This window comes from Candidatus Sericytochromatia bacterium, from assembly GCA_035285325.1.
Classification (GTDB): domain Bacteria; phylum Cyanobacteriota; class Sericytochromatia; order S15B-MN24; family JAQBPE01; genus JAYKJB01.
The window spans coordinates 1-20876 of the sequence record JAYKJB010000057.1; the positions used below are offsets into that span (position 1 = coordinate 1).

At 64.0% G+C, this 20876-nt stretch carries 17 protein-coding genes; 14 read left to right on the plus strand and 3 right to left on the minus strand.

Translation table 11 applies throughout. From position 1 onward, the window contains the following. From coaD to VKP62_07155, 3 genes are all read left to right on the plus strand, one after another. The coding region (gene coaD, locus VKP62_07145; GenBank protein ID MEB3196965.1) for a pantetheine-phosphate adenylyltransferase at positions 1-435 on the plus strand (435 nt) is incomplete at its 5' end. A 278-nt stretch (positions 436-713) separates the two neighbouring features. After that, the gene (locus tag VKP62_07150; protein ID MEB3196966.1) at positions 714-1121 is read left to right on the plus strand and encodes a hypothetical protein; all 408 of its coding nucleotides are present in this window, start codon (positions 714-716) and stop codon (positions 1119-1121) included. Positions 1122-1239: 118 nt separating this feature from the next. Next, on the plus strand, positions 1240-1515 hold the full coding sequence (locus VKP62_07155) for a hypothetical protein (protein ID MEB3196967.1): 276 nt from the start codon (positions 1240-1242) through the stop codon (positions 1513-1515). Between the two features lie 23 nt (positions 1516-1538). Here the strand turns inward: VKP62_07155 and VKP62_07160 are convergent, their stop codons facing one another. Together VKP62_07160 and VKP62_07165 are read right to left on the minus strand one after the other, a co-directional pair. After that, positions 1539-2687, minus strand: coding sequence for a cystathionine gamma-synthase (locus VKP62_07160; GenBank protein MEB3196968.1), 1149 nt, complete (start codon positions 2685-2687; stop codon positions 1539-1541). 31 nt (positions 2688-2718) lie between these two features. After that, positions 2719-4080, minus strand: coding sequence for a cystathionine beta-synthase (locus VKP62_07165; protein ID MEB3196969.1), 1362 nt, complete (start codon positions 4078-4080; stop codon positions 2719-2721). A 216-nt stretch (positions 4081-4296) separates the two neighbouring features. Here VKP62_07165 and VKP62_07170 point away from each other — a divergent pair, with 216 nt between their 5' ends. The 11 genes from VKP62_07170 (at position 4297) to VKP62_07220 (ending at position 18380) form a co-directional block, all read left to right on the plus strand. Continuing rightward, positions 4297-5814, plus strand: a complete 1518-nt coding sequence (locus VKP62_07170) for an AAA family ATPase (GenBank protein ID MEB3196970.1) — start codon at positions 4297-4299, stop codon at positions 5812-5814. A gap of 77 nt (positions 5815-5891) precedes the next feature. Next, positions 5892-6920, plus strand: coding sequence for a hypothetical protein (locus tag VKP62_07175; GenBank protein MEB3196971.1), 1029 nt, complete (start codon positions 5892-5894; stop codon positions 6918-6920). A 91-nt stretch (positions 6921-7011) separates the two neighbouring features. Continuing rightward, entirely contained in the window at positions 7012-8307 is a 1296-nt protein-coding gene (locus tag VKP62_07180; GenBank protein ID MEB3196972.1) for a S8 family peptidase, read from the plus strand. Between the two features lie 85 nt (positions 8308-8392). After that, positions 8393-8938, plus strand: coding sequence for a hypoxanthine phosphoribosyltransferase (hpt, locus tag VKP62_07185; GenBank protein ID MEB3196973.1), 546 nt, complete (start codon positions 8393-8395; stop codon positions 8936-8938). Between the two features lie 301 nt (positions 8939-9239). Further along, the gene (rimP, locus tag VKP62_07190; protein ID MEB3196974.1) at positions 9240-9731 is read left to right on the plus strand and encodes a ribosome maturation factor RimP; all 492 of its coding nucleotides are present in this window, start codon (positions 9240-9242) and stop codon (positions 9729-9731) included. 14 nt (positions 9732-9745) lie between these two features. Beyond that, positions 9746-10879, plus strand: coding sequence for a transcription termination factor NusA (gene nusA, locus VKP62_07195; GenBank protein ID MEB3196975.1), 1134 nt, complete (start codon positions 9746-9748; stop codon positions 10877-10879). A gap of 379 nt (positions 10880-11258) precedes the next feature. Continuing rightward, positions 11259-13694 (plus strand): translation initiation factor IF-2, encoded by a 2436-nt coding sequence (infB, locus tag VKP62_07200; protein ID MEB3196976.1) that lies wholly within the window; start codon positions 11259-11261, stop codon positions 13692-13694. A 51-nt stretch (positions 13695-13745) separates the two neighbouring features. Beyond that, positions 13746-14132, plus strand: coding sequence for a 30S ribosome-binding factor RbfA (rbfA, locus tag VKP62_07205; GenBank protein ID MEB3196977.1), 387 nt, complete (start codon positions 13746-13748; stop codon positions 14130-14132). A gap of 94 nt (positions 14133-14226) precedes the next feature. Then, the gene (gene truB / locus VKP62_07210; protein MEB3196978.1) at positions 14227-15096 is read left to right on the plus strand and encodes a tRNA pseudouridine(55) synthase TruB; all 870 of its coding nucleotides are present in this window, start codon (positions 14227-14229) and stop codon (positions 15094-15096) included. Between the two features lie 27 nt (positions 15097-15123). Continuing rightward, complete coding sequence (locus VKP62_07215; GenBank protein MEB3196979.1) at positions 15124-17028, plus strand: alkaline phosphatase family protein; 1905 nt, start codon at positions 15124-15126, stop codon at positions 17026-17028. Then, a complete protein-coding gene (locus tag VKP62_07220; protein ID MEB3196980.1) occupies positions 17025-18380 on the plus strand; it encodes an MATE family efflux transporter in 1356 nt (451 codons plus the stop codon). The genes VKP62_07215 and VKP62_07220 overlap by 4 nt, the downstream gene beginning before the upstream one ends. A 33-nt stretch (positions 18381-18413) precedes the next feature. On the opposite strand, the gene VKP62_07225 is transcribed toward VKP62_07220, so the two are convergent. Beyond that, the gene (locus tag VKP62_07225) at positions 18414-20708 is read right to left on the minus strand and encodes a hypothetical protein (GenBank protein ID MEB3196981.1); all 2295 of its coding nucleotides are present in this window, start codon (positions 20706-20708) and stop codon (positions 18414-18416) included. Positions 20709-20876: the final 168 nt, after the last annotated feature.

Sequence of the window (20876 nt, forward strand, 5' to 3'; positions counted from 1 at the left end):
GACATTCTGGAACGCGCGAGTCGTTTGTTCGATGAGGTGATCGTCGCCATTCTGGTGAACACCAGCAAACGCGGCCTTTTCACCCAGGAGGAACGACTCACCCTGTTGCGAGACGTCACGCGCGACCTGGCGAACGTCCGGGTGGAAGCCTTCTCGGGCTTGACGGCCGAATATGCCCGCCAGCAGCAGGCCCACGTCTTGATTCGTGGCCTACGGGCGGTGTCGGACTTCGATTCGGAGTTGCGTCTGGCACTCACCAACAAGAAGCTGAATCCAGGCCTGGAAACGGTGTTCCTGATGACCAGCGCGGAAAATTTGTTTCTCAGTTCCAGCACCATCAAGGAATTGGTCTCCCTGGGCGGGTCTCCCGAGGGCATGGTCCCCCCTGCGGTGGTCGGCCCGCTGGTCCGCAAGTTGACCTCCACCGACGCCTGAAGGCCGCGCGCACATCCTTCCCAGCCGTCCCTGGATTTCCGAACTCAGAGCTGCCAGCCGAGCCACTTCGGGAAAGAACACCTCGCTGCAGGCAAGGAACTTATTGACCAGAATCGGGTTATTCGGAACAATAACTGCTGCGTTCCGTCTGTGCGGATGCTCCCACAAATTTCTCATTCTTCACCATTGCCCGTCGCCGATTGAGCTTGCGACCCGGCTTTTTGGAGGGAATAACCATTCGTCTCGAGCAACTTTTCCGGCAGTTGGAAGACCTCATCTTGGGCTGCCCCAAGGTCCCCCTGACCAACCGCATCATTATCGACGAAGACGTCCTCATCAACCTGATCGACGACATCCGGCAAGAGTTGCCTGGAGAGTTTCGCAACGCCCAGGAAATTTGCAACACCAAGGACCAAATGCTGGCAGAAGCGCAGCGGGAAGCCGAGGCCATCCGGACGGGAGCTGAGCGTGACCGGATGCGCGCGGTGTCTGAAACCGAAGTCTATCGGCAGGCGCAAGTGGAGGCCGACCGGCTGATTCGCGAGGCGCACATTCAAGTCCACGAACAGCAGGCCAGCGCGGATCAATACGCAGACGAGGTGCTGGCTGAGCTCGAAACCAAGATCGGCAAGGCGCTGCAAACCATCAAAAACGGGCGTCAGCAACTCGCCGGCACGCGCAACTGACCGGCGCCACTGCGCGGCCGGACCAATCCTTCTCACGCAGCCCTGTTGGAGTCCCCAATTTGGGGAACAATCAACATGGGCGCCGGTTCCCACCTGTTCACCCAGAGAGGCACTCGCTATGCATCTGCGCGATCGCCTGATTCGGCTGAAAGACGATGGTCGTCTGGTTGTCCTGTTCTTCGGCCCTCACCAAGACTCTTACCTGGCACGAATCCTGCGCGTGGGAGTTGACTACATCGAATTCGAAGCCTGTGAGCCAGACGAAACCGTGACAGCGCATCAAATCATGCCGCTGTCCTTGCTCGTCGGCATCACGGTGTCTTCCGTGGAACGCCAACGGGAGCAGCTCGAAGTCCTCTACGAAAAAGAACCCGAAGAAGGGGAAGCGCGCTGAGCCACGGGCCCAGCGCCTCCTGCTCAGGCCAGGTCGTCGAGCGCCAGTTGAACGTCCTGCAGCAAGTCGCCCGCATCCTCGATGCCCACGGACAGCCGCAGCAAACCATCCACCACGCCACGCGCTTCCCTCACCTCCTTGGGAATCGACCCGTGGGTCATCGAGACCGGGTGGCACATCAACGATTCCACACCCCCTAAACTCTCGGCGAGTGTGAACAACTTGACGCGTTGTCCCACGTGTCGGGCGGCCTCAAGGCCGCCTCGCAAGGTGAAACTCACCATGCCGCCGAACCCGCGCATCTGCCGGGAGGCCAGCTCGTGCTGGGGATGGTCGGGGAGCCCTGGGTAGTAGACCCGTTCCACGGCGGCGTGCTCCACCAGCATGGCGGCCATCAAGCGGGCGTTGTGCTCGTGCTGACGCATCCGCAAGGCCAGCGTCTTCAATCCACGTAGCGTCAGCCAGCAGTCAAACGGACTCGGCACCCCACCCACGGCGTTCTGATGGAACTTCACCCCTTGAAACAGGTCTTCGCGATTGGTCAGGACCGCCCCCCCCACCACATCGGAGTGGCCCCCGATGTACTTGGTGGTCGAATGAACCACCACGTCAGCCCCCAGGTCCAGCGGGTTTTGAAGGTAAGGCGTGGCAAAGGTGTTGTCGACGGCCAAAATCACCCCAGCCTCCCGCGTCAGTTGGGAGAGGGCGGAGATGTCCGCCAGTTTTAACAGGGGATTGGTGGGAGATTCGATCCAGACCATCCGGCTATTTGGCAGGAGGGCCGCTTGCACCTGGGCTGGGTCAGAGGCATCTACCCAGCTGTAGGTGATCCCGTAGCGGCGGAAGACCTTGTCAAACAGCCGAAAGGTGCCTCCATACACATCGTCCCCCACCACCACGTGGTCCCCTGCCGAGAGCAGGTTCATGACCGCTGAGGTGGCTGCCACCCCGGAGGCAAAGGCGAGACCGAAGCGGGCATTTTCCAGGGAAGCCAGACAGGCCTCCAGCGAGGCCCGCGTCGGATTGGCCGTCCGCGAGTAATCGAAGCCCCGGTGCTCCCCGGGCGCTGCCTGGGCATAGGTCGACGTAGCGTAGATGGGAGGGATGACCGCCCCCGTGAGCGGGTCAGGGGCCTGGCCCACGTGGATGGCCTTGGTGGCAAAGTTCAACATGGCGTTCGTCCGTGCCTTTCGCGCGTCGGGTTCAGGAGGAAATGGTGGCCTGGTCGGCAAGGAAATGAATGAAGTCGATACGCGTCAAGACGCCGACGGGACGTCGCTCCGACACGACCAACACGGCAGAATCTCCCTCTGCCAAGGTGTAGCAGGCATCCGCGACGTCCACATCGGCGGACAGTTGCGGAAAGGGGCGCCCCATCACATCCCGCACCAAGGTGCTGGCCAGATCGACCTTTTCAAGGGCCAAACGCAGAACATCCCCCTCCTGGATCGCGCCCACGACCTCATCGCCAGCCATCACGGGCAACTGGCTGATGTTGTACTGGCGAAGCAGGTTGGCCGCCCGCTGAACCGGCTCGGAGGGCCCCACGTGAATGATGGGCTGAAGGCTGGCCTTCTGACGCAGCAGGTCCGCCAATTTGCTGGCGGGGGGTTCGTCGATGAAATGGTGGTCGGCCATCCAGGCGTCCGAGTACAGTTTGCTGACATAAGAACGTCCCCCACTGGGAAGGATCACGACCACCACGGCATCGGGCGGCAACTGACTGGCGACGCGCACAGCGGCGGTGACAGCCGTGCCACAGGAACCTCCGCAGAAAATGCCCTCCTCCCGAGTCAGGCGACGGGCCATCCGGAAGCTGTCCCGATCGCTGACGCGTTCGAAACGGTCCACCAAGCTCACATCCGCGGTGGGGGGGACGCAACTCATCCCAATCCCCTCCACGTAATAGGGTTTGGGCTCGTCTCCCGAATAAATCGACCCTTCCGGGTCCGCCCCGATCACGACAATCTCAGGATTCTGCTCCTTGAGGAAGCGGGCCACCCCAGAAAGCGTTCCGCCGGTTCCCATCGAGGCCACCAGATGAGTCACCCGACCCTCCGTGTCTCTCCAGATCTCCGGCCCGGTGGTCCGGTAGTGGGCTTCAGGGTTGTCGAGATTTTTGAACTGATTGGGCTGAAACGCGTTGGGCAGTTCGGCCGTCAGACGATCTGCCACCGAGTAGTAAGAGCGAGGGTCCGAGGCTTCAACATTCGTGGGGGTGATGATGACCTCGGCCCCATAGGCCTGCAGCAAACGGACCTTATCCTCCGACATCTTGTCAGGCATCACGAAGATGCAGCGATAGCCCTTCACCGCCGCCGCCTGCGCCAGGCCAATGCCGGTGTTGCCACTGGTCGGCTCGACAATCGTGGCCCCGGGCTTCAGCAACCCCCGCCGTTCCGCCTCCTCGAGCATGAAGAGCGATGGGCGATCCTTGACCGAATTACCTGGATTTTGCGCCTCTACCTTGGCCAGCACCAGGCAAGACGCCCCATCCGTCACCTTGTTCAAGCGCACCAGCGGCGTGTTACCGATGGCCTCCAGGATGCTCCCCAGGTAATTCAACACGGATCCTCCTCGATCAGTTGACCTGCACCTCCACGTCTTCGGGGAGGCCCTAGCGATTGTACATCAGCGGATGCGCCACCTGGGAAGCAGCCTCCTGCGCTGGTTCACTCCGCCCCTGGTGATCTGGCGCACCCACCACGTCGTGAGCCGGAGTGTCTGGCTCACGATTCGACCGGTACTCTAAAATGACGCGTCTGATCACGGAGCCGTTCCTTGCTGTTTGAAGCCCAACTCGACCTTCACGTCCGCGCTCGCTACCCGCTGCTCCTCTTGGCGACCTCGGAGGAGCAGCGAGCGCTGGCCCACATTCAGCGAGTCGCCCAGGCCGGCCCCCATCCCCGGGAAGTACTCGTGTGGGATATCGCCGAGGGGTTCCGCCCTGGCCACACCGCCAAGGGTGATCCCCTCGCGGCGCTGGCTCAAGTCAGGGAAAGTCCCGCCGCGCGACGCTGGGTGTTCGTCTTGCTGGACTTCCACCGATATTGGGAACAACCACAGGTCGCCCGGACCCTGCGCAATCTGGCCGAGACGCTCCGGGCCGAGCGAAAAACCATCGTGTTCATCTCGCCCGGCGCACGCGTCCCGGCAGAGCTGCAGGAGGACCTGACCGTCCTGGACTTTCCCCTTCCTGACCGAGCGGAGATCGCGCGGGAGATTGACCAACTGGTCCCCGCTGCGCATCACCAACTGACCGCGCCGGCGCGAGAAACCTTGATACAAGCCTGCAGAGGACTCGGCCTCCAGCGCATCCGGCAGGTGCTGGCCAAGGCGATCGCCGCGGACGGCCGCCTCGATGAGAGAGACATCGACCTGGTGCTGGAGGAGAAGAAGCAGATCATCCGTCAGACCGAAGTCCTCGAATTTTTTCCCGCCCACGAGAGTGTGGCGGATATCGGCGGCCTCAACAACCTCAAGGCCTGGCTGAACCTGCGCGCCGACACCTTCAACGAGGCGGCGCGCCGCTACGGGTTGCCGAATCCACGTGGATTGCTGCTCGTGGGCATTCAGGGCACCGGTAAATCACTGTGTGCCAAGGCGATCGCGCAGCTCTGGCGCTTGCCCCTGCTGCGTCTCGATGTGGGCCGCTTGATGGGGAACCTGGTGGGGGAAAGTGAAGCCCGCGCCCGCGAGATGATTCGCTTGGCCGAGGCCATGGCTCCTGCCGTGCTCTGGATGGACGAGATCGACAAGGCCTTCGCGGGAGCTGGCCACGGAGATGCCGGAACCAGCGCCCGGGTGTTGGGAACGCTGATCACCTGGATGCAGGAGAAAACTGCACCGGTGTTCGTGGTCGCGACGGCGAATCAGGTCGACCAACTCCCACCGGAGTTGCTTCGCAAAGGGCGATTCGATGAAATTTTTTTCATCGGCTTGCCCAGTGACGACGAACGTCGCGAAATTTTCGACGTGCATCTCCGACGCGTCCGTCCCCACGCTCGCCGCCAGTTCGATCTCGAGCGATTGGTGGCCGTCTCGGGTGGTTTCTCCGGGGCGGAAATTGCCCAGGCCATCACCGAAGCCATGTTTGGGGCTTACGCTCAGCAACGAGAGTTCGAAACCAACGACATCGTGACCGTCCTGCGGGAGAGTGTGCCGCTCTCCCGCACGGCCCAGGAGCAGATCGACACCCTGAAGCATTGGGCCAACAGCGGGAGGGCCCGACTGGCGTCACAGGAGATGCCACGCGTTCGAAAACTCAAACCCCACGCCAGCGACACGGAAGATGAATAGCGGCGCCCTGAGTCTCCCGACGGCCCCCTGGGCGCAGCCAGGGTATAGTGAAAGGGTTCTTCTCGAGGGAGGTGCGCTTGGAAGACGGCCGCAGGCCCACGCCGAAACCGACCTGGACCGAACAGGCGGGCACGGACACGCCCAAACCCCAATCAGCCACGCGACCGCTGTCGCCTGGCGAGTTGGAGGGAATGGTACCGGCCGCTGACCAGATCGTGAAGTCCGCCTACGGCCGCACAGGCGTCCTTCCGGTTCGTCCCCTGATGAGCCGAGGCGACCGTGGCACCGATGCCCTGGTCATCCAAAAGGCGGCCAAAGAAGCGCGCGTTCTGAATTTCGTCGTGGATGGAATCCACTGGCGCGCGGGATTCGCACCCGCCCTGAGTCAAACCCCGATCGGGCGCCACCTCCACGAGGCCCAATCCCCGCCCGAGGGCCTGGTCAAGCAGGCTGGTGGGTTTGAGTTGCGCCCGGCTCCCGAGACGTTTGAACGGGTTCTGCGAGACATCATTCCGCCCCCCCTGCTCCAGGAAGAGGAGCGGATGTTTGGCCACCATCGCCAACTCCTGGGCTTTCGCCTTTATTACATTCCGCAAGGCCAGGCGGCCCTCGCAGGGGCCTGCGTCTGGTACGCGGACACCCCCACGGGCAAAGCCCACCACCTCTACCTGCAAACCGAGATCAAGCGGGCCGACCCGCGCATCCTGGATGAAATGAACAAGACCTTCGCCGCCTCAGCCGTGGTGGTGGAGAAAAAGGCTGCCGCCCCTCGAGCATTCGATTTCTGGCGAGAATTGCGGGACGCTCAGAGCGAGGTCCGGGCCAGTTTGGATGAGTCCACCCTGGCCCGCAATGCAGAAGCCACCCGCCAGCGCGTCTCCCGGCTCAAAAACCGCACGGAGGAGTCGCTTTACCGGAATATCCTCACCGGCCTGGCTCGTCTCAACGCGCTGGGGACAGCGCTGTTCGTGACCTTGCCGCTCTGGCTCACGGCACGTGGCGTCAAAGCGGCCAGTGGAGGGGTCATCTGGTTGGTCGCTTTCGTCGACCGCGCACTCGCTCGCTTCGGAAATGGCGGCGAGCCCCCCGCCCCCCCGCCGGGCTGATTTTTCTGGCGAATTTAACCCTTCCATAAGAATGTAGCGAAGCGTGCGCCTCGATAGGAATCGCACCACGCGTTCTTGCGGAGACCCCTCCATGGCTCGGCTCTTGCCACTGTTCCTGATGGGCGCCTGTTTGTCGGCGTGCGGGCATCCCGCTCTCTCGACGCCTCCCAGGGGCTCGAACGCGCAGGTGCAGGCCCACGGCGTTCCCGGCAAGGTGCTCGTGGGTTGGAGGAAACCGGCGCTTGCCGAACGCGTTCTCAGCCGGTTGCAAGCGAGGCGGCAAGCCTCCAGCGAGCAGGCTGAAGCGGAGCGGGGCCTCCTTCCAGTCGACCTGGTTGAATTGCCCACCACCCTCTCCCCGGAGGACTTTGCGCGGGAAGCCGGGGAGGCGGCGGCTTGGGTGGAGCCCGAGCGCATCTGGCGACTCCCGCCCGTCTCCCCTGAGCCAGGAGTGTCCGAATTCCCCGGTGGCGAGGCGCTGCCGAGCAAACGCTTTTCGGCAAGGCAAGCCTGGCTGGAACAGGTCAAAGCGCCGGCAGCGTGGCGGATCAGCCGCGGTCGTGCCGAGGTCCGCATCGCCGTGGTCGACACCGGAATCGATGAGACGCACCCCGCCCTGAGAGGCCAAATCGCGGGAACCTGGCGCGCCTCCGGCACACTGGCCAAATTCGGTCTGGGCAGCGCGCGTGACGACAATGGACACGGCACCCACTGCGCCGGAATCGCGGTGGCCAATGGCACCGATGGGGCTGCGACCGGCGTGGCACCTGGCTGTCGCGTGCTGGCGATCAAAGCGCTGGACCGGCACGGGGCCGGTTCGACCTCGGATATCGTACGCGGCATCCGATGGGCGCTGGCCCACGAGGCCAAGGTTCTCAGCCTGAGCGTGGGCGGGGTGGAGCAAAGCCAGGCCCTGACGGCGGCCGTTTCCGATGCGCTCAGGGCCGGGGTGGTCGTCGTGGCGGCGATGGGAAATGAAGGCAAGGAGGTCAAAAACTTTCCTGCCGCTCTCGCCGGCGTGATCGCCGTGGGAGCCGTGAACCACGCTGACCAACCGGCCAGCTTTTCGACGAGGGGAAGCTGGATCTCGGTCTGCGCGCCTGGCGTAGGGATCTGGTCCACGTCCCCCACCTATCCCGTCACCTTGGGGCGAGAAAATTCCCACTTTCGCCTCGGAGAGGGCAAGCTATCGGGCACCTCCATGGCCACGCCGATGGTGGCAGGTTTGGCGGCTCTCATGCTGAGCGCCAATCCAAACCTCTCCCCCGCCCAAGTCAAAGTCTCCATTGAACGTCACGCGCATGGCTTGGGAGCTGGATTCAGTCCGCGCACCGGTTACGGCCGGGTCGACCTGAGTGCGAGCCTGGCGGCTGTGCGGAAGGATTGACCGGCCTCAGCGATCAAGACCGGCAGAATCCGGTACAATGAGCCGTCCGTCAGACGCCGCTGCCCAAAATCGCGGAAAGGCTCCCATGCACGATCAGATCGAACAGGTCCTGCTCTCTGAAACGCAAATCGCCGAACGGGTGAGCGCCCTGGGTGCGCAGATCTCACAGGATTACGCAGAGACGCCGAACCTTCTTCTGGTGGGCGTTTTGCGGGGGGTGGCGGTTTTCTTTGGGGACATGATGCGGGCCATCTCTCTGCCGGTCGACATTGATTTCATGTCAATTTCGAGCTACGGCGCGAGCACGCGCTCAAGCGGCGTGGTGCGAATTCTGAAAGACCTCGACGAAAACATCACGGGCCGTCACGTGCTGATCCTCGAAGACATCATCGACACCGGCTTGACCCTCAGTTACCTGGTCCGGTTGCTGCACGAGCGGCGCCCCGCCAGCCTGGAAATCTGCACCTTGCTGGACAAACCATCGCGTCGCCTGATCGAAGTGCCTGTCAGATATGCCGGTTTTACCATTCCAGACCAGTTCGTGGTCGGCTACGGCTTGGATTACGATCAACGCTTTCGCAACCTCCCTTACGTGGGGGTTCTGAAACCCGAGGTTTACACCAAGGGCTAAGCCCAGAGAAGGCCCGCGCGTGCCGCACGTTGCGCCCTGGTGGGGCTTGGCCTATAATGGCGCTAACCCTCCGCCGATGGTGGCAATCGTTCCGCAAGACCTCGGGGAGCACCTCACGTGTCTCTCCGTTCTCGTATGGATAATCGCCCGATGATGAGTTAGGCTCCAGGTTCGCCTGGGTGATGGACCCCAGACCCGTCGAAGGTCCGTCCTGACACTATCAACGAACCAATGGCAGGCAGATGCCTCGGCGGAGTGGGTTTCACCCACTCTTTTTTGTTCGCGTGAAAGGAGGCTGTCTGTGTCGGTCAAGGATATCTTGTTTCAGATGGCCGAACCGGTCGTGCAGCAGGAAGGATTCGAACTGGTCGAATTGGAATATGCCAAAGAAGGGCCCCGTTGGGTGGTCCGCGTATTCCTCTACGCGCCGGAGGGCGTGAGCTTGGACGACTGCCAACGGGTCAGCGATGCCCTCTCCACGCGGTTTGATGCAGACGATCCAGTCAAGACGCCCTACCACCTCGAGGTTTCCTCACCAGGAGCCGAACGGGTGCTCAAAACAGATCGTGAATTTCGAATCTTTGCAGGAAGGCTGGTGCGCCTGACCCTCAGTGAACCGGTCGACGTGGATGATTCGGGCAAGAAGGTTCAGGTCCTGCACGGGCTCCTGGAGGCCGTCACGGAGGAATCCGTCGCGCTGAAGGGGGAAAAGGGTCACACGATCACGCTCCCGCGAGGGGGCGTGAAGCAAGTCCGGCTAGCGTTGAAGTCCAGCGCTCCGGCGTTCAACTAGGGGGATCGCGGCAGGTGTCCAACTCGATCAAAGAAGCTTTTTCCGCCCTGGCCCGGGAGCGCGGCATCGCGCCATCGGTGCTGAAAGATGCCTTGGAGGCCGCGCTGCTCGCCGCGTATCGGCGGGACCCCAACGTGACCCAGAATGCCGAGGTAGACCTCGACCTGGAAACCGGCACCTTCAAGGTTTTCGCCCACAAGGTCATCGTCGAAGAGGTGCTGGATGCCAAGGAGGAAATCTCGCTCGAGGAAGCCAGGGCCTACCGGGAGGACGCTCAGGTCGATGAGACCATCGCCTTCGACGTCACGCCCAAGGACTTCGGTCGCCTGGCGGCTCAGATGGCCAAGCAGGTGATCACGCAGCGCCTGCGTGAATCGGAACGTAAGATTCTGTATGACGAATACAAGGACAAGCAGGGTGCCACCGTCATCGGAACGGTCCAACGGGTCGAAGGTCGCAACATCATCGTGAACCTCGGCAAGCTGGAGGCCCTGCTGCCCGGCTCCGAACAGATCCCCGGCGAACGCTGGCGGGTCGGGGAACGCATCAAAATTTTTGTGGAGGAAGTGCGCGACACGCCTCGCGGGGTCCAGGTCATTCTCAGCCGCGCCAGCGAAGGCTTGGTGCGAGAGCTGTTCGAACTGGAGGTGCCGGAGGTGATCGACGGTGCCGTGATCATTGAAGGCATCGCCCGTGAAGCGGGCCATCGCACCAAAATTGCCGTTCGTTCCCGGGATAGCGCCATCGACCCGATCGGCGCGTGCGTGGGAGCCCGTGGTGGACGCATCCAGGCCATCAGCTCGGAACTGCGGAACGAGAAGATCGAAATCATCCGATTCAGCCCCGTGCTGGAAACCTACATCGCCAACTCCTTGTCGCCCGCCAAGGTGGCCAGCGTGACGGTGAACGAGGAACATCGCCAGGCGCTGGTGGTCGTGCCCGACAACATGCTCTCGCTGGCCATTGGACGAGAAGGACAGAACGTACGGCTCGCGGCCAAGTTGACGGGCTATCGCATCGACATCAAGAGCGAAAGCCAGCTGGCCGAGTTGGAACGGCAAGCGGAGGCTTACGATTCGGAAACCGGAGATGAGGCAGCCGAGGGTCTCGCGACCGAGGAGGTGACCAGCCATCAGCCGGTGTCGTGATGGCAAGCAAGCACCACCCGGAAAGGCAGTGCGTGGCCTGCCGGACACGAGCACCTCGAGAACAACTCCTTCGTGTGCTGGTGACCTCGGATGGCAGGTTCGTGGTTGAACCAGGCCCTCGCGACCACGGTCGCAGCGCCTATGTCTGCCGCACCCGCGCCTGCGTCGAGACGGCGACCCGCCGAAAATCTTGGGAAAGAGCGTTCAAGCGCAACCCACCCTCAGACCTCCTCCAACGACTGACCTCCCTGGTTTCCTGACCCAGGAAAAGGCAACGCCAGACCAACCAGTTCAACACTTCAGGACGACAGGGAACCGCGTCAGGTTCCCGGCAAGTAAGCCAGAGGACAGGGTTCCTCCGGAAAGAAAGCGGTAAAACATGGGCAAGGTTCAAATTTGCAAAATGGCCAAGGACTTGAACATTCCTGGCAAGGACCTCGTGCAAGCCTTCAACGACCTGGGCGTCGAAGTGAAGAATCACTTGGCCTGGGTGGAGGACCACGAGGCCGAGGCGGTGCGCAAGAAGCTCCTGGAGCCCAAACTGGAGCCTGCCCCTGCCCCTGTTCCGGCGACGGCGGCACCTGCCGCTGCGCAGCCGCAGGTGGCCGTGCCGGCTCGCCCGGACGGCCGCCCCGGGATGGCCCCGCCCACGCCCTCGCGCCCGATTGCCCCCGGCATGCCCGTTCGTCCTGGTTCCAGCCTTCCGGGCGGCCCCTCGCCCGTCGCCTTGCCCCCACGGCCGGCAGGTTTCAATCCCAACCTCCGCTTCGAAATCCGACCTGACCAGCGCCCTGATCGCTTTGAGCGCGCTCCGGGGGCTCGTCCTCCAGGCGCGCCCGGCGCCGCCGCGCCTGGCGCTGCCGTGCCGGGAAGACCTGCACCGGGTGCCCCGGCCCGCAAGGGAGAAGGGCGGAGTGACCACGAACGCCGCCGCAAGGACGAAGAGGACATTCCCGCCGCCTTCAACAAGCCGAAGCCTGGGCGCAAGAAGTCCAAGGCCGAGATGAAAATGGAACGCGAAGAGCGTCGTCGCGCCCGGCAGGGCGGCGGCCTCGGCGAAGCCCCCACCACGATTGATCTGGTCGGCTCCCTGACGGTCAAGGAACTGGCGGATCGCATGGCGGTGAAGGAGACGGAAATTATCAAGCGCCTCTTCGTCAAGGGGATCCTGGCGACCATCAACCAGACCATCGAGAAAGAGACCGCCGAGATGATCGCCGTCGAGATGGGATACGAGGTCAACCTGATTGACCCCATCGCCCAAGCGCTCGCCGCCGTCACCGAGGACCACGATGCCCCGGAGGACCTGAAGTCACGTGCCCCAATCGTCACCGTGATGGGCCACGTCGACCACGGCAAGACCTCACTGCTCGACGCCATCCGGGAAACTCGGGTGGCATCCGGCGAAGCCGGAGGCATCACCCAGCACATCGGGGCCTACATGACCTCGATTCACGGCAATGAGATCTGCTTCCTGGACACCCCCGGTCACGAAGCCTTTACGGCGATGCGCGCCCGCGGCGCCAAGGCCACCGACATCGCGATTCTCGTGGTGGCGGCCGATGACGGCGTCATGCCGCAGACCATCGAAGCCATTTCGCACGCCAAGGCAGCCAACGTGCCCATCATTGTGGCCATCAACAAGGTGGACAAACCAGACGCGAATCCGGATCGGGTCAAGCAGGAACTGACCGAATACGAACTCGTGCCCGAAGAGTGGGGTGGGCAAACCGTGATGGTGGAGGTCTCTGCCAAAAAACGGCTGAACATCGACCATTTGCTCGAGATGATCCTGCTGGTGGCCGAAGTCCAGGAACTGAAGGCCAATCCGGACAAGCCGGCGCGCGGTATGATCGTGGAAGCCAAGCTGTCCAAGAGCATGGGGCCGGTTGCGACGGTGCTGGTCCAGAACGGCACCTTGCGGGTTGGCGATGCCTTCGTGGTGGGCTCCGTGTACGGCAAGGTCCGGGCGCTGATCGACGATCGTGGCCGCCGCGTGAAGGAAGCGGGACCAGCCCACCCGGTCGAGGTGCTCGGTTCATCGGACGTCCCGCACGCCGGCGACGTCTTCCAGGTGATGCCCAGCGAGAAAGAGGCGAAGGCCGTGGCGGACCAGCGCGCCCTCCAAGCCCGCAGCGAAGCGCTCACGGCGCGGAGCCGCGTCCACCTCAAGGACTTCTACACCCGCATCCAAGAGGGTCAGAAGGAGTTGGCCGTCATCATCAAGGCCGACGTCAAGGGCTCCAACGAGGCCATCGAACAGGCCCTCAGCCAGCTCAACCAGCGCACCGAGGGAACCACCATTCGGATTCTCTTCTCGGGCAACGGCGACATCTCCGAAACCGATGTCAGCCTGGCAGCGGCCTCGGACGCCCTGATCATCGGGTTCAACGTCAAGGCCGACGATCGGGCCGTGCGTGCGGCCGAAGAAGCCGACGTCGACATCAAGCTCTACAGCATCATCTACAAGATGATCGAAGACCTCGAGAACGCCATGCTGGGCCTGCTCGAGCCCGAATATGAGACCGTCAAGGTGGGTCAGGCGGAGGTTCGCGCCATCTTCAAGGCGGGCAAGCAGACCATCATCGCCGGCTGTATGGTGACAGAGGGCAAGATTGTGCGTCAGGCTGAGGTCAAGGTCCTGCGTGCAGGCAAGCTGATTCACGAAGGCAAGCTCGAAAGCCTCAAGCGGTTCAAGGATGACGTCAAGGAAGTCGCCACGGGCTACGAGTGCGGTATCGCCGTGGAGAAGTACACCGACCTGGTGGAAAACGACATCATCGAGGCCTACATCACCCAGGAAAAGGCGCGCTGATCGCAGGCGTCCATTGGGCTCCACGCCTTGGAGCCGCGGAGGTACCTCACTATGTCGCACCGTTCCACTCGCGTTGCGGAGGCCATCAAGGTGGAGGTGGGGGCGCTGCTCCTGCATCGCCTGAAAGACAGTCGCGTGCCCAGCGAACGGGTATCGGTCACCAATGTGGAAGTCAGTGGCGACTTGCGTCACGCGACCATCTTCGTGAGCGTACTCGGCGATGAAGACCAGCAAAAGCAAGCCCTCGAAGGCCTTCGTTCCGCGGCCGGTTTCATCCGCAGTGCCTTGGGAAAAGCCATTCAGTTGCGCAGCACCCCTGAAGTCCACTTCAAGCTGGACCATTCCATCGAACATGGCGCCCACATTCTCGCGCTGTTGAACCGGCTCAGTCAGGAACGCGAGCAGAGCGGGCAACGGGAAGGCCAGGACGCCAGTTGAACGCCCGGATGGGCTCGTTCGGGAATTTGAACCATGTGACGGGGGCCCAGCTGGCGCGATCCAGGCATTGGATGATGCCTGCGGAGGCCTCGGGATGACCGAGTTGCCTCCCTTCGGAATGCTGTCGCTGCTCAAACCCCCAGGGATGACGGCCCACGATGTCGTCGGGGTGGTGAGGCGGCGCTTGCGACATCGCCAGGTGGGCCACAGCGGGACCCTCGACCCGGCGGCCGCCGGCGTGACCGTAGTGGCGGTGGGCAAGGCCACCCGCCTGCTGCGGTTTTTACGGGGGGGCAAGCGCTATCGCGCCGAGGTCCTGTTCGGTCTCGGCACGGATTCCGCCGATTTGGAAGGCCATGTCGTGGAGCGCCAGGATGCGAGCCGGTTGAACGGCCAAGCGCTTGAGGAGGCCATGACGGCCTTCCGGGGAGACATTCGCCAGCGCCCCCCCATGACCTCGGCGGTTCATGTGAATGGCAAGCGCCTGTACGAACTGGCCCGGGCAGGCCAGACGCTGGCCCCCGAAGCCATTCCGGAACGCCGGGTCACCATTGAAACATTGGATTTGCTGTCCTTCGAGCCCGGGGCGATCGCCCGGGCTCACCTGGACGTGGCGTGTTCGGCCGGAACCTACATCCGCTCTCTGGCGGTGGATATCGGGGCAGCCGTGGGGCTCCCCGCGTGTCTGGGATTCCTGTTGCGCACCGAAGCTGGCGATGCGCACCTCGGGACGGCCCAAACGCTGGAGGCCTTCGAAGAGGCACCACGCTGGCTGCCACAGGAGACCTGGTTGGGGCATATGCCGGCCCTCACCATCGACGCCGCGGCCGTGGAGGATATCCGGCACGGGCGACGCATCAATGGCCACTTGCCGGGCGAGGGGCGCCTGCTGGATCCGGAGGGGCAACTTGTGGCAATCGCCGCGCCACAGGACGATCAACTGCAACCCCTGCTGGTGCTTTGAGCCCGATTGCCTTATCGTAGTCCCACCATGAGGCCCATCATCGCTCTGTCCCTGTCCGTCCTCCTCTGCACGTCCGCCTGTGCCGTGCGCTTGGGACACTCCGGTCACGCCACCAAACGCGCCGTGGTCGTGACGCTGGATGGAGCCGGCGAACGCATTGTGGAGGCCATGCTGGCGCAAGGTCACATGCCCAACCTGGCCCGCTTGAAAGCGCGAGGGGTGTGGCCCGATTACAGCCGCACGAATTTCCCCTCCAAGACGGCGGCGGGCCATGCGGCCTTGTGGACCGGCGCCATGTCCGACGTGAATGGCATCACCAGCAACCGCGTCTTCCGGATGCCTCGCCACGCCCATACCATCACCGAGGTTACCGACGGTTTCAGCAGTGAAAACCTGCTGGCTGAGCCCATCTGGGTCACGGCGGCCCGTGCAGGCAAGCGCGCCGTGGTGGTGCAAGCGACCCACGTGGCGCCGGTCAGCACCTACGAACCAGGCGGACGCTGGGGGGGGCCCTTCCCCGGCAGCCTGACCCTGCTGGACGGTTATGCCGGGGAGATGGGTCAGGATGCCGTTTATAACGACAGCTTGAACTGGCGCCCAGCGTCCGGGTGGACCGACCCGATTCCTGGCCCCGAGCCGATGGAGCATGCCATCAAGCTGGATGAGCGGAACTGGTGGGCGCTGGCCTTCGATGACCCGGATGACCCCACCGTCGGTTATGACACATTGGCCTTGGCTCCGCACAAGGCCGGCAGCAGAACCCTGCTGAAAGTCGGCGATTGGACCGAGGGCCTCCGTCTGGACACGGCCCGTGGCAGGGCCTACACCACCTTCCACCTGTTCGACCTGCATCCCCAACTCGCCAGCTGGAGCCTGTACCGCTCCGGAGTCGCGATGGGCGTCTCCAACCATCCTGAAGCGGCCGAGACCTGGTACGGCAAGGACACCCCGTTTTTCCCACAGGGCCCGGCCAAGCTGTGGTCCAAGGGGGCCTTCGGTCGCACGCTGTTTGAAGCGGGCGATGGTGTGGCCGAACGTCGCTATCTCGGCGTGGTGCAACACATCACGAGCCTGGCCCGTCGTCGACTGGAAAAGCTCCTCCAGCGTCAAGACTGGGAACTGGGCGTGTACTATTTGCCGTTTCCCGATGAAGCCCTCCACCAGATGTACGGCGCCGTCGACCCCACCAGCCCCAGCCGCGATGAGCTACATTCTGCCGCCACCGAGCGGCAGTTGGCCCAGGTGTGTCGGGCAGTGGATGGCGCCCTTGCGCCGCTTGCCGACGCGGAGGACACGGTGGTGGCGATCGCCTCGGACCACGGCATGGCTGGCCTGAAATGGAACTTTTCTCCCAACTTTGTCCTGCGCCAGGCTGGATTGTTGGCGCTCGACCGCCAGGGCCAGGTGGATTTGAAACGCACCCGGGCCCTCTACCCGGACACGGACGGAGGGTTCGTGGTGCTCAACCACCGTCGATACAAGGGCGGAATCGTCACCGCCTCCGAGACTGAAACGGTGCTGAAACAGGTTGAGGCCGCCTTTGCCAGTGCCAGAGACGCGCAAGGAAACCCGATCGTCGTTCGTACGCTGCGCGGAAGCGGAGCCGAAGCCCAGAGTTTGGGAATCGGAGGCCCACGTTCAGGTGATCTGTACCTGGATCTCGCCCCCGGCTACTACTTCGATGCCGCGCTGGAAGCCAGGGCCCTGGTCTCACCGCAACCCTTCGGGCGAGGGGGGCATATTTTTGATCCGCGTCGAGCCGATATGCACGCCTTCATGGTGCTGGCCGGACCGGGCCTGAAACGAGGCGTGGAAATCCCCGCGGTGACCAATGCCGACCTCGCGCCCACGCTCTGTCGCCTGCTGGGCATCCCGAAGCCGGCGCACGCCACGGGCGCGGTGATTGAGGCCGGCCTGACCCCGACCGAATGAGCCCCACCGCCGCCCTGGCTGAACCCCTGCCATTCCCCCGCCACTCCTGGACCGCCATCTGGCAACTGTGCTGGCCGCTGGTCCTGACCATGACGGCCAGTGCCGCCGTGGGCCTGCTCGATACCTGGATTGCAGGGCAGTTCAGCCCCCAGAGCCAGGCCGTCGTGGGCCTTAGCATGCAACTGGTCTTGCTGATCAACGCCACGACCACCGCAGTCGCCATCGGCGCCCAGGCCATCGTGGCTCGTTTCGTGGGAGGCGGCGACTGGCTTCAGGCCGGCCGGGCGGCCCGTCAGGCCCTCTTGCTCGGAGGGGGATTGTCGCTGCTGGTCCTTCCTCTCGTCTGGGTCGGCGCCCCGTGGTTATTTCAGGTCATGGGCACCCAGGCAGCCGTCCAGGAAGTGGGCACCCAATACCTGCGCCACCTGGCCCTGGGCTTGTTGCCGATGGACCTGCTGATCGTGGCCCACGCGATCCTCCGCGCCCGGGGACATACCCGGGCCGTGCTGGCCGCCACCCTGGTTGAGACAGGCCTGTGGAGCCTGGTGTCGCTGACCTTCGGATGGATCTGGGGCGGAGGCCTCGCCGCCCTGGCGACCGCCTTCATCGTCGGCAAGTTGGGAGGGCTGGCCGCCGCCTGGCACTTCGTCAGGCAGACGCGGCTGTATCGCGTCTCTGCTGCACCCTGGCGTCTCGATCTGGGATGGTCCCGGCGCATCCTGCGAGTAGGCCTGCCCGCGGGCGCCCAGGTCATCCTGAGGAACCTCGGCATGATGGCTTACTTCTGGATCCTGGGACGTCTGAATCATCCGACCGAGGTGGTTGCAGCCTTTTCGATCGGCTTTCGAGTCGAGTCCCTGGCCTTCCTGCCCGTCTTCGCCCTGAACATCGCCGCCTCCACCCTGGTGGGGCAAAGCCTCGGAGCTGCCCATCCAGACCAGGCCGAAGCGGGCACCTGGCGCATCGTTGGCGCGGGCATCGCGGTCATGACGGCCTTCGGGTTGGCCTTCTTTTTTGGCGCCGAACCGTTGGCCGCCCTGTTCACCTCCGACCCGCTGGTGCAGGGCTACGCGGTCGACTACCTGCGCATCATGGCCGTATCCGAACCTTTTTTGGCCCTTGCGATGGTCCTCAACGGCGCCCTGCAAGGAGCGGGTGATGCGCGCGCCCCGCTGGTGGCAGTGATGATCTTTCAGATCGCGCTCAGGGTTCCCCTGGCCTACCTGGCGGCCATCACGCTGGGTTGGGGTGCCGTCGGCGCTTGGTGGGCCATGACCGCTTCGATGGTGGCGCAGGCGGTCGGGATGTTGTGGTATTTCCGCCTGGGAAGGTGGCGTCACCAGTCGGTCTGAGACGACCAGCCCCTGCCCCGCTGATGGCGGCGGTCAGCGGGTCTGTCGCATGGCCAGCTCGATCCGCTTGACGTCGGCTGCCCGCCCGCCTCTCCGGGGATCATACTGGGAGGCCGCCACATATTGACGGGCCGCATTCAGCGCTTCCTCACGCTGGTTCAAGGCGGCGTGGGCAAAGGTCAGTTCGAACCACGCATCCGCGACCACCACCGGCTTGGCTGCCGCCGCATCGGAGAGGGCCTCAGCCAGCGCCGCGATCGCCTCTCCGTGGCGCCCCAGTTGTCGCAGGGCGCGCCCCTGGCGCAAACGAAGTGGCGCGTAAGGTGCATCGGCGGGTTGGGCCGTGCCGGATAGGCCTGCCAGGCAAGCATCCAGGGCCTGTGCGGGATGGTTCGCCGCCAGGCGGGCATCCGCGAGGACCAGGGACAGCTGAGGATGCGAGGGCGCGAGCCAGGTGGCAATCTGGGCCACGCGCTCCGCCCGGCTGGCCTGTCGCTGCGCCAGCAGGGCGGCTGCCAGGTCGCGGGAAATCTGAATGGCACGCTCCGAGGCTGGCCCCGTCGGTTCCAGCGCCAACGCGTGCCGGGTGGCATCCAGCGCGGCTTCCAGATGCGTGACGGCCCTGATCCCGCGATGTTGCGCCGTCACCGCCAGCTGAGCCTCCACCGTGGCCAGACGGAGCCAGAGCGAGGCCTGGGGACCGTATTCCAGCGCCTGCAGCAAGGCTTGGCGTGCCAGGCCGAGTTTGCCGGACGCCCTGGCGAGTTCAGCCCGCAATTCCGCACGACGCCCCACCCCCAGCCGGAAAGCGTCCGCCAGCTTGACCAGGGAAGCGGCCTCCTGTTTCTTGCCCGCCTGCGCCAAACCGTGGGCCAATCGCCCCAGCACGGCGCCCAATTCGGGCTCCTTGACGAGCCGCGCACAGGTCAAGGCGGCCTTGAGCGGCGAAGCGGGCTGAAGCACTTGATAGAGGCGGGCCAGCAAGCCGTCGTCCTCGGGATGCAACTGAACGGCCCGGCGAAGGTGACCAATGGCTGCCTGCCGCTGGCCCGCGGACAGCAATGTGACGCCCAGCTCTGCCTGCATGCGGGCCAGTTCGACGCGGGCGGGATGTTCAGGAACCAGGCGCACGGCCGATTCCAGGGAGCGGGTGGCATCCTCCAAGCGCCCCGTCAAGGTACAAAAGCGGGCGTGTTGGGCGAACAGGTCCGCTTTTTTCGCCCGGTCCTGAGGAGCGCCTTCCAGCAGCTTCAACGCGCGGGCCACCTCGTTGCGCGCACCTTCCATATCACTTCGGTCCACCCAGCGCTGCACGCGCGCGGCGTGAGCCTCCAGCATGATCTGGAGCGCATCCTGCCGTTCTGCCGGGGAGGCCACGGAATGCGGATGCCGAAGGCGGGCCACCAGTTCCCTGACGCGCTCGAAGGAATCACGATTCCAGTTGGGGTTGGCTTTGTAGTGGTAAAGATAGGCTCGGGCCATGGTCAGCTGCCTCGCCGAGGAAGCGAGCGTGGGAGCATCCTTGGCCAGTTGGCGCCGCAACTCTTCCAGGCCAAGGCCTTGATGCAGGTAGATCCGCGCCAACCCCGAAAGCGCACCCGCGAGGTCGGGACCGGACAGCAAGCCGCGGTAGGCCGTCAGGGCAGCGGGTACGGCCCGATCTGCGTGGCCGGCCGAGACCTGGATGTCGAACCAGAATGCCAGCGTTTCCGCGGATTGCGGATTCTGCTCCCGCGCTTTTTCGGCGGCGATTGCCGCAGCCGGGTACTGGCCGGACAAGCGGTAGGCCTGCGCGTAGGCCTCTTGAAGACCGGGCTGTTCGGGCACCAGTTGGGCGGCCGCGTCCAGATGCAGCAGGGCCTGTTGCGGACGGGTCCGGAGCAATTCACGGCGCGCCAGTGCCAGCAACAAGCGGGCCTGAGCACCGGCATCGGGCAAATAAGCGGCAGGGGTAGGGGACTTGCCGTCCGGCTGCAAGAACGTCGCCACGGCCAGGCGGTCCCAGGCCTCCAGCCGTTCGGGCGCCCGCTGCAAGGCCTCGGCATAGCGCATTTCGGCTGCCCGAGGCTCATAGCGAACCAGGTGGCCATCACCCTGCGCCAGCAAGGCCGCGGATTCGAGGACCCGCTCATCGGCCACCGCTGGCCTGCCGAACATCCAGGCCCCCAAACGCTGCGTCACGTCGAGGCGCAGGAAGCCCCAGCCCAGCCCGCCCAGCAACACAGTCAGGGAAACGGCGGTGGCCAACGGAACGCGCAGATTTCTTCCGCGAGGATTGCGCCGATGCAAGGGCGACGCGGGCGTCGCTTCGTACTTGTACGACTTCAAGGTCAGGGGGCTCCCAGGGCAAAACAAAACAATGAGCAGGGAACTACACCCAAGCTTAGGGTTATTTTAATTTATCTTGGGAGTGGGATCAATTCGTCGCGCCATCCCCGCGTGAGGTCCCGCATTTTCAGAAACCACGCAAGGGTACGCCCCGAAAGCGGGATAAGA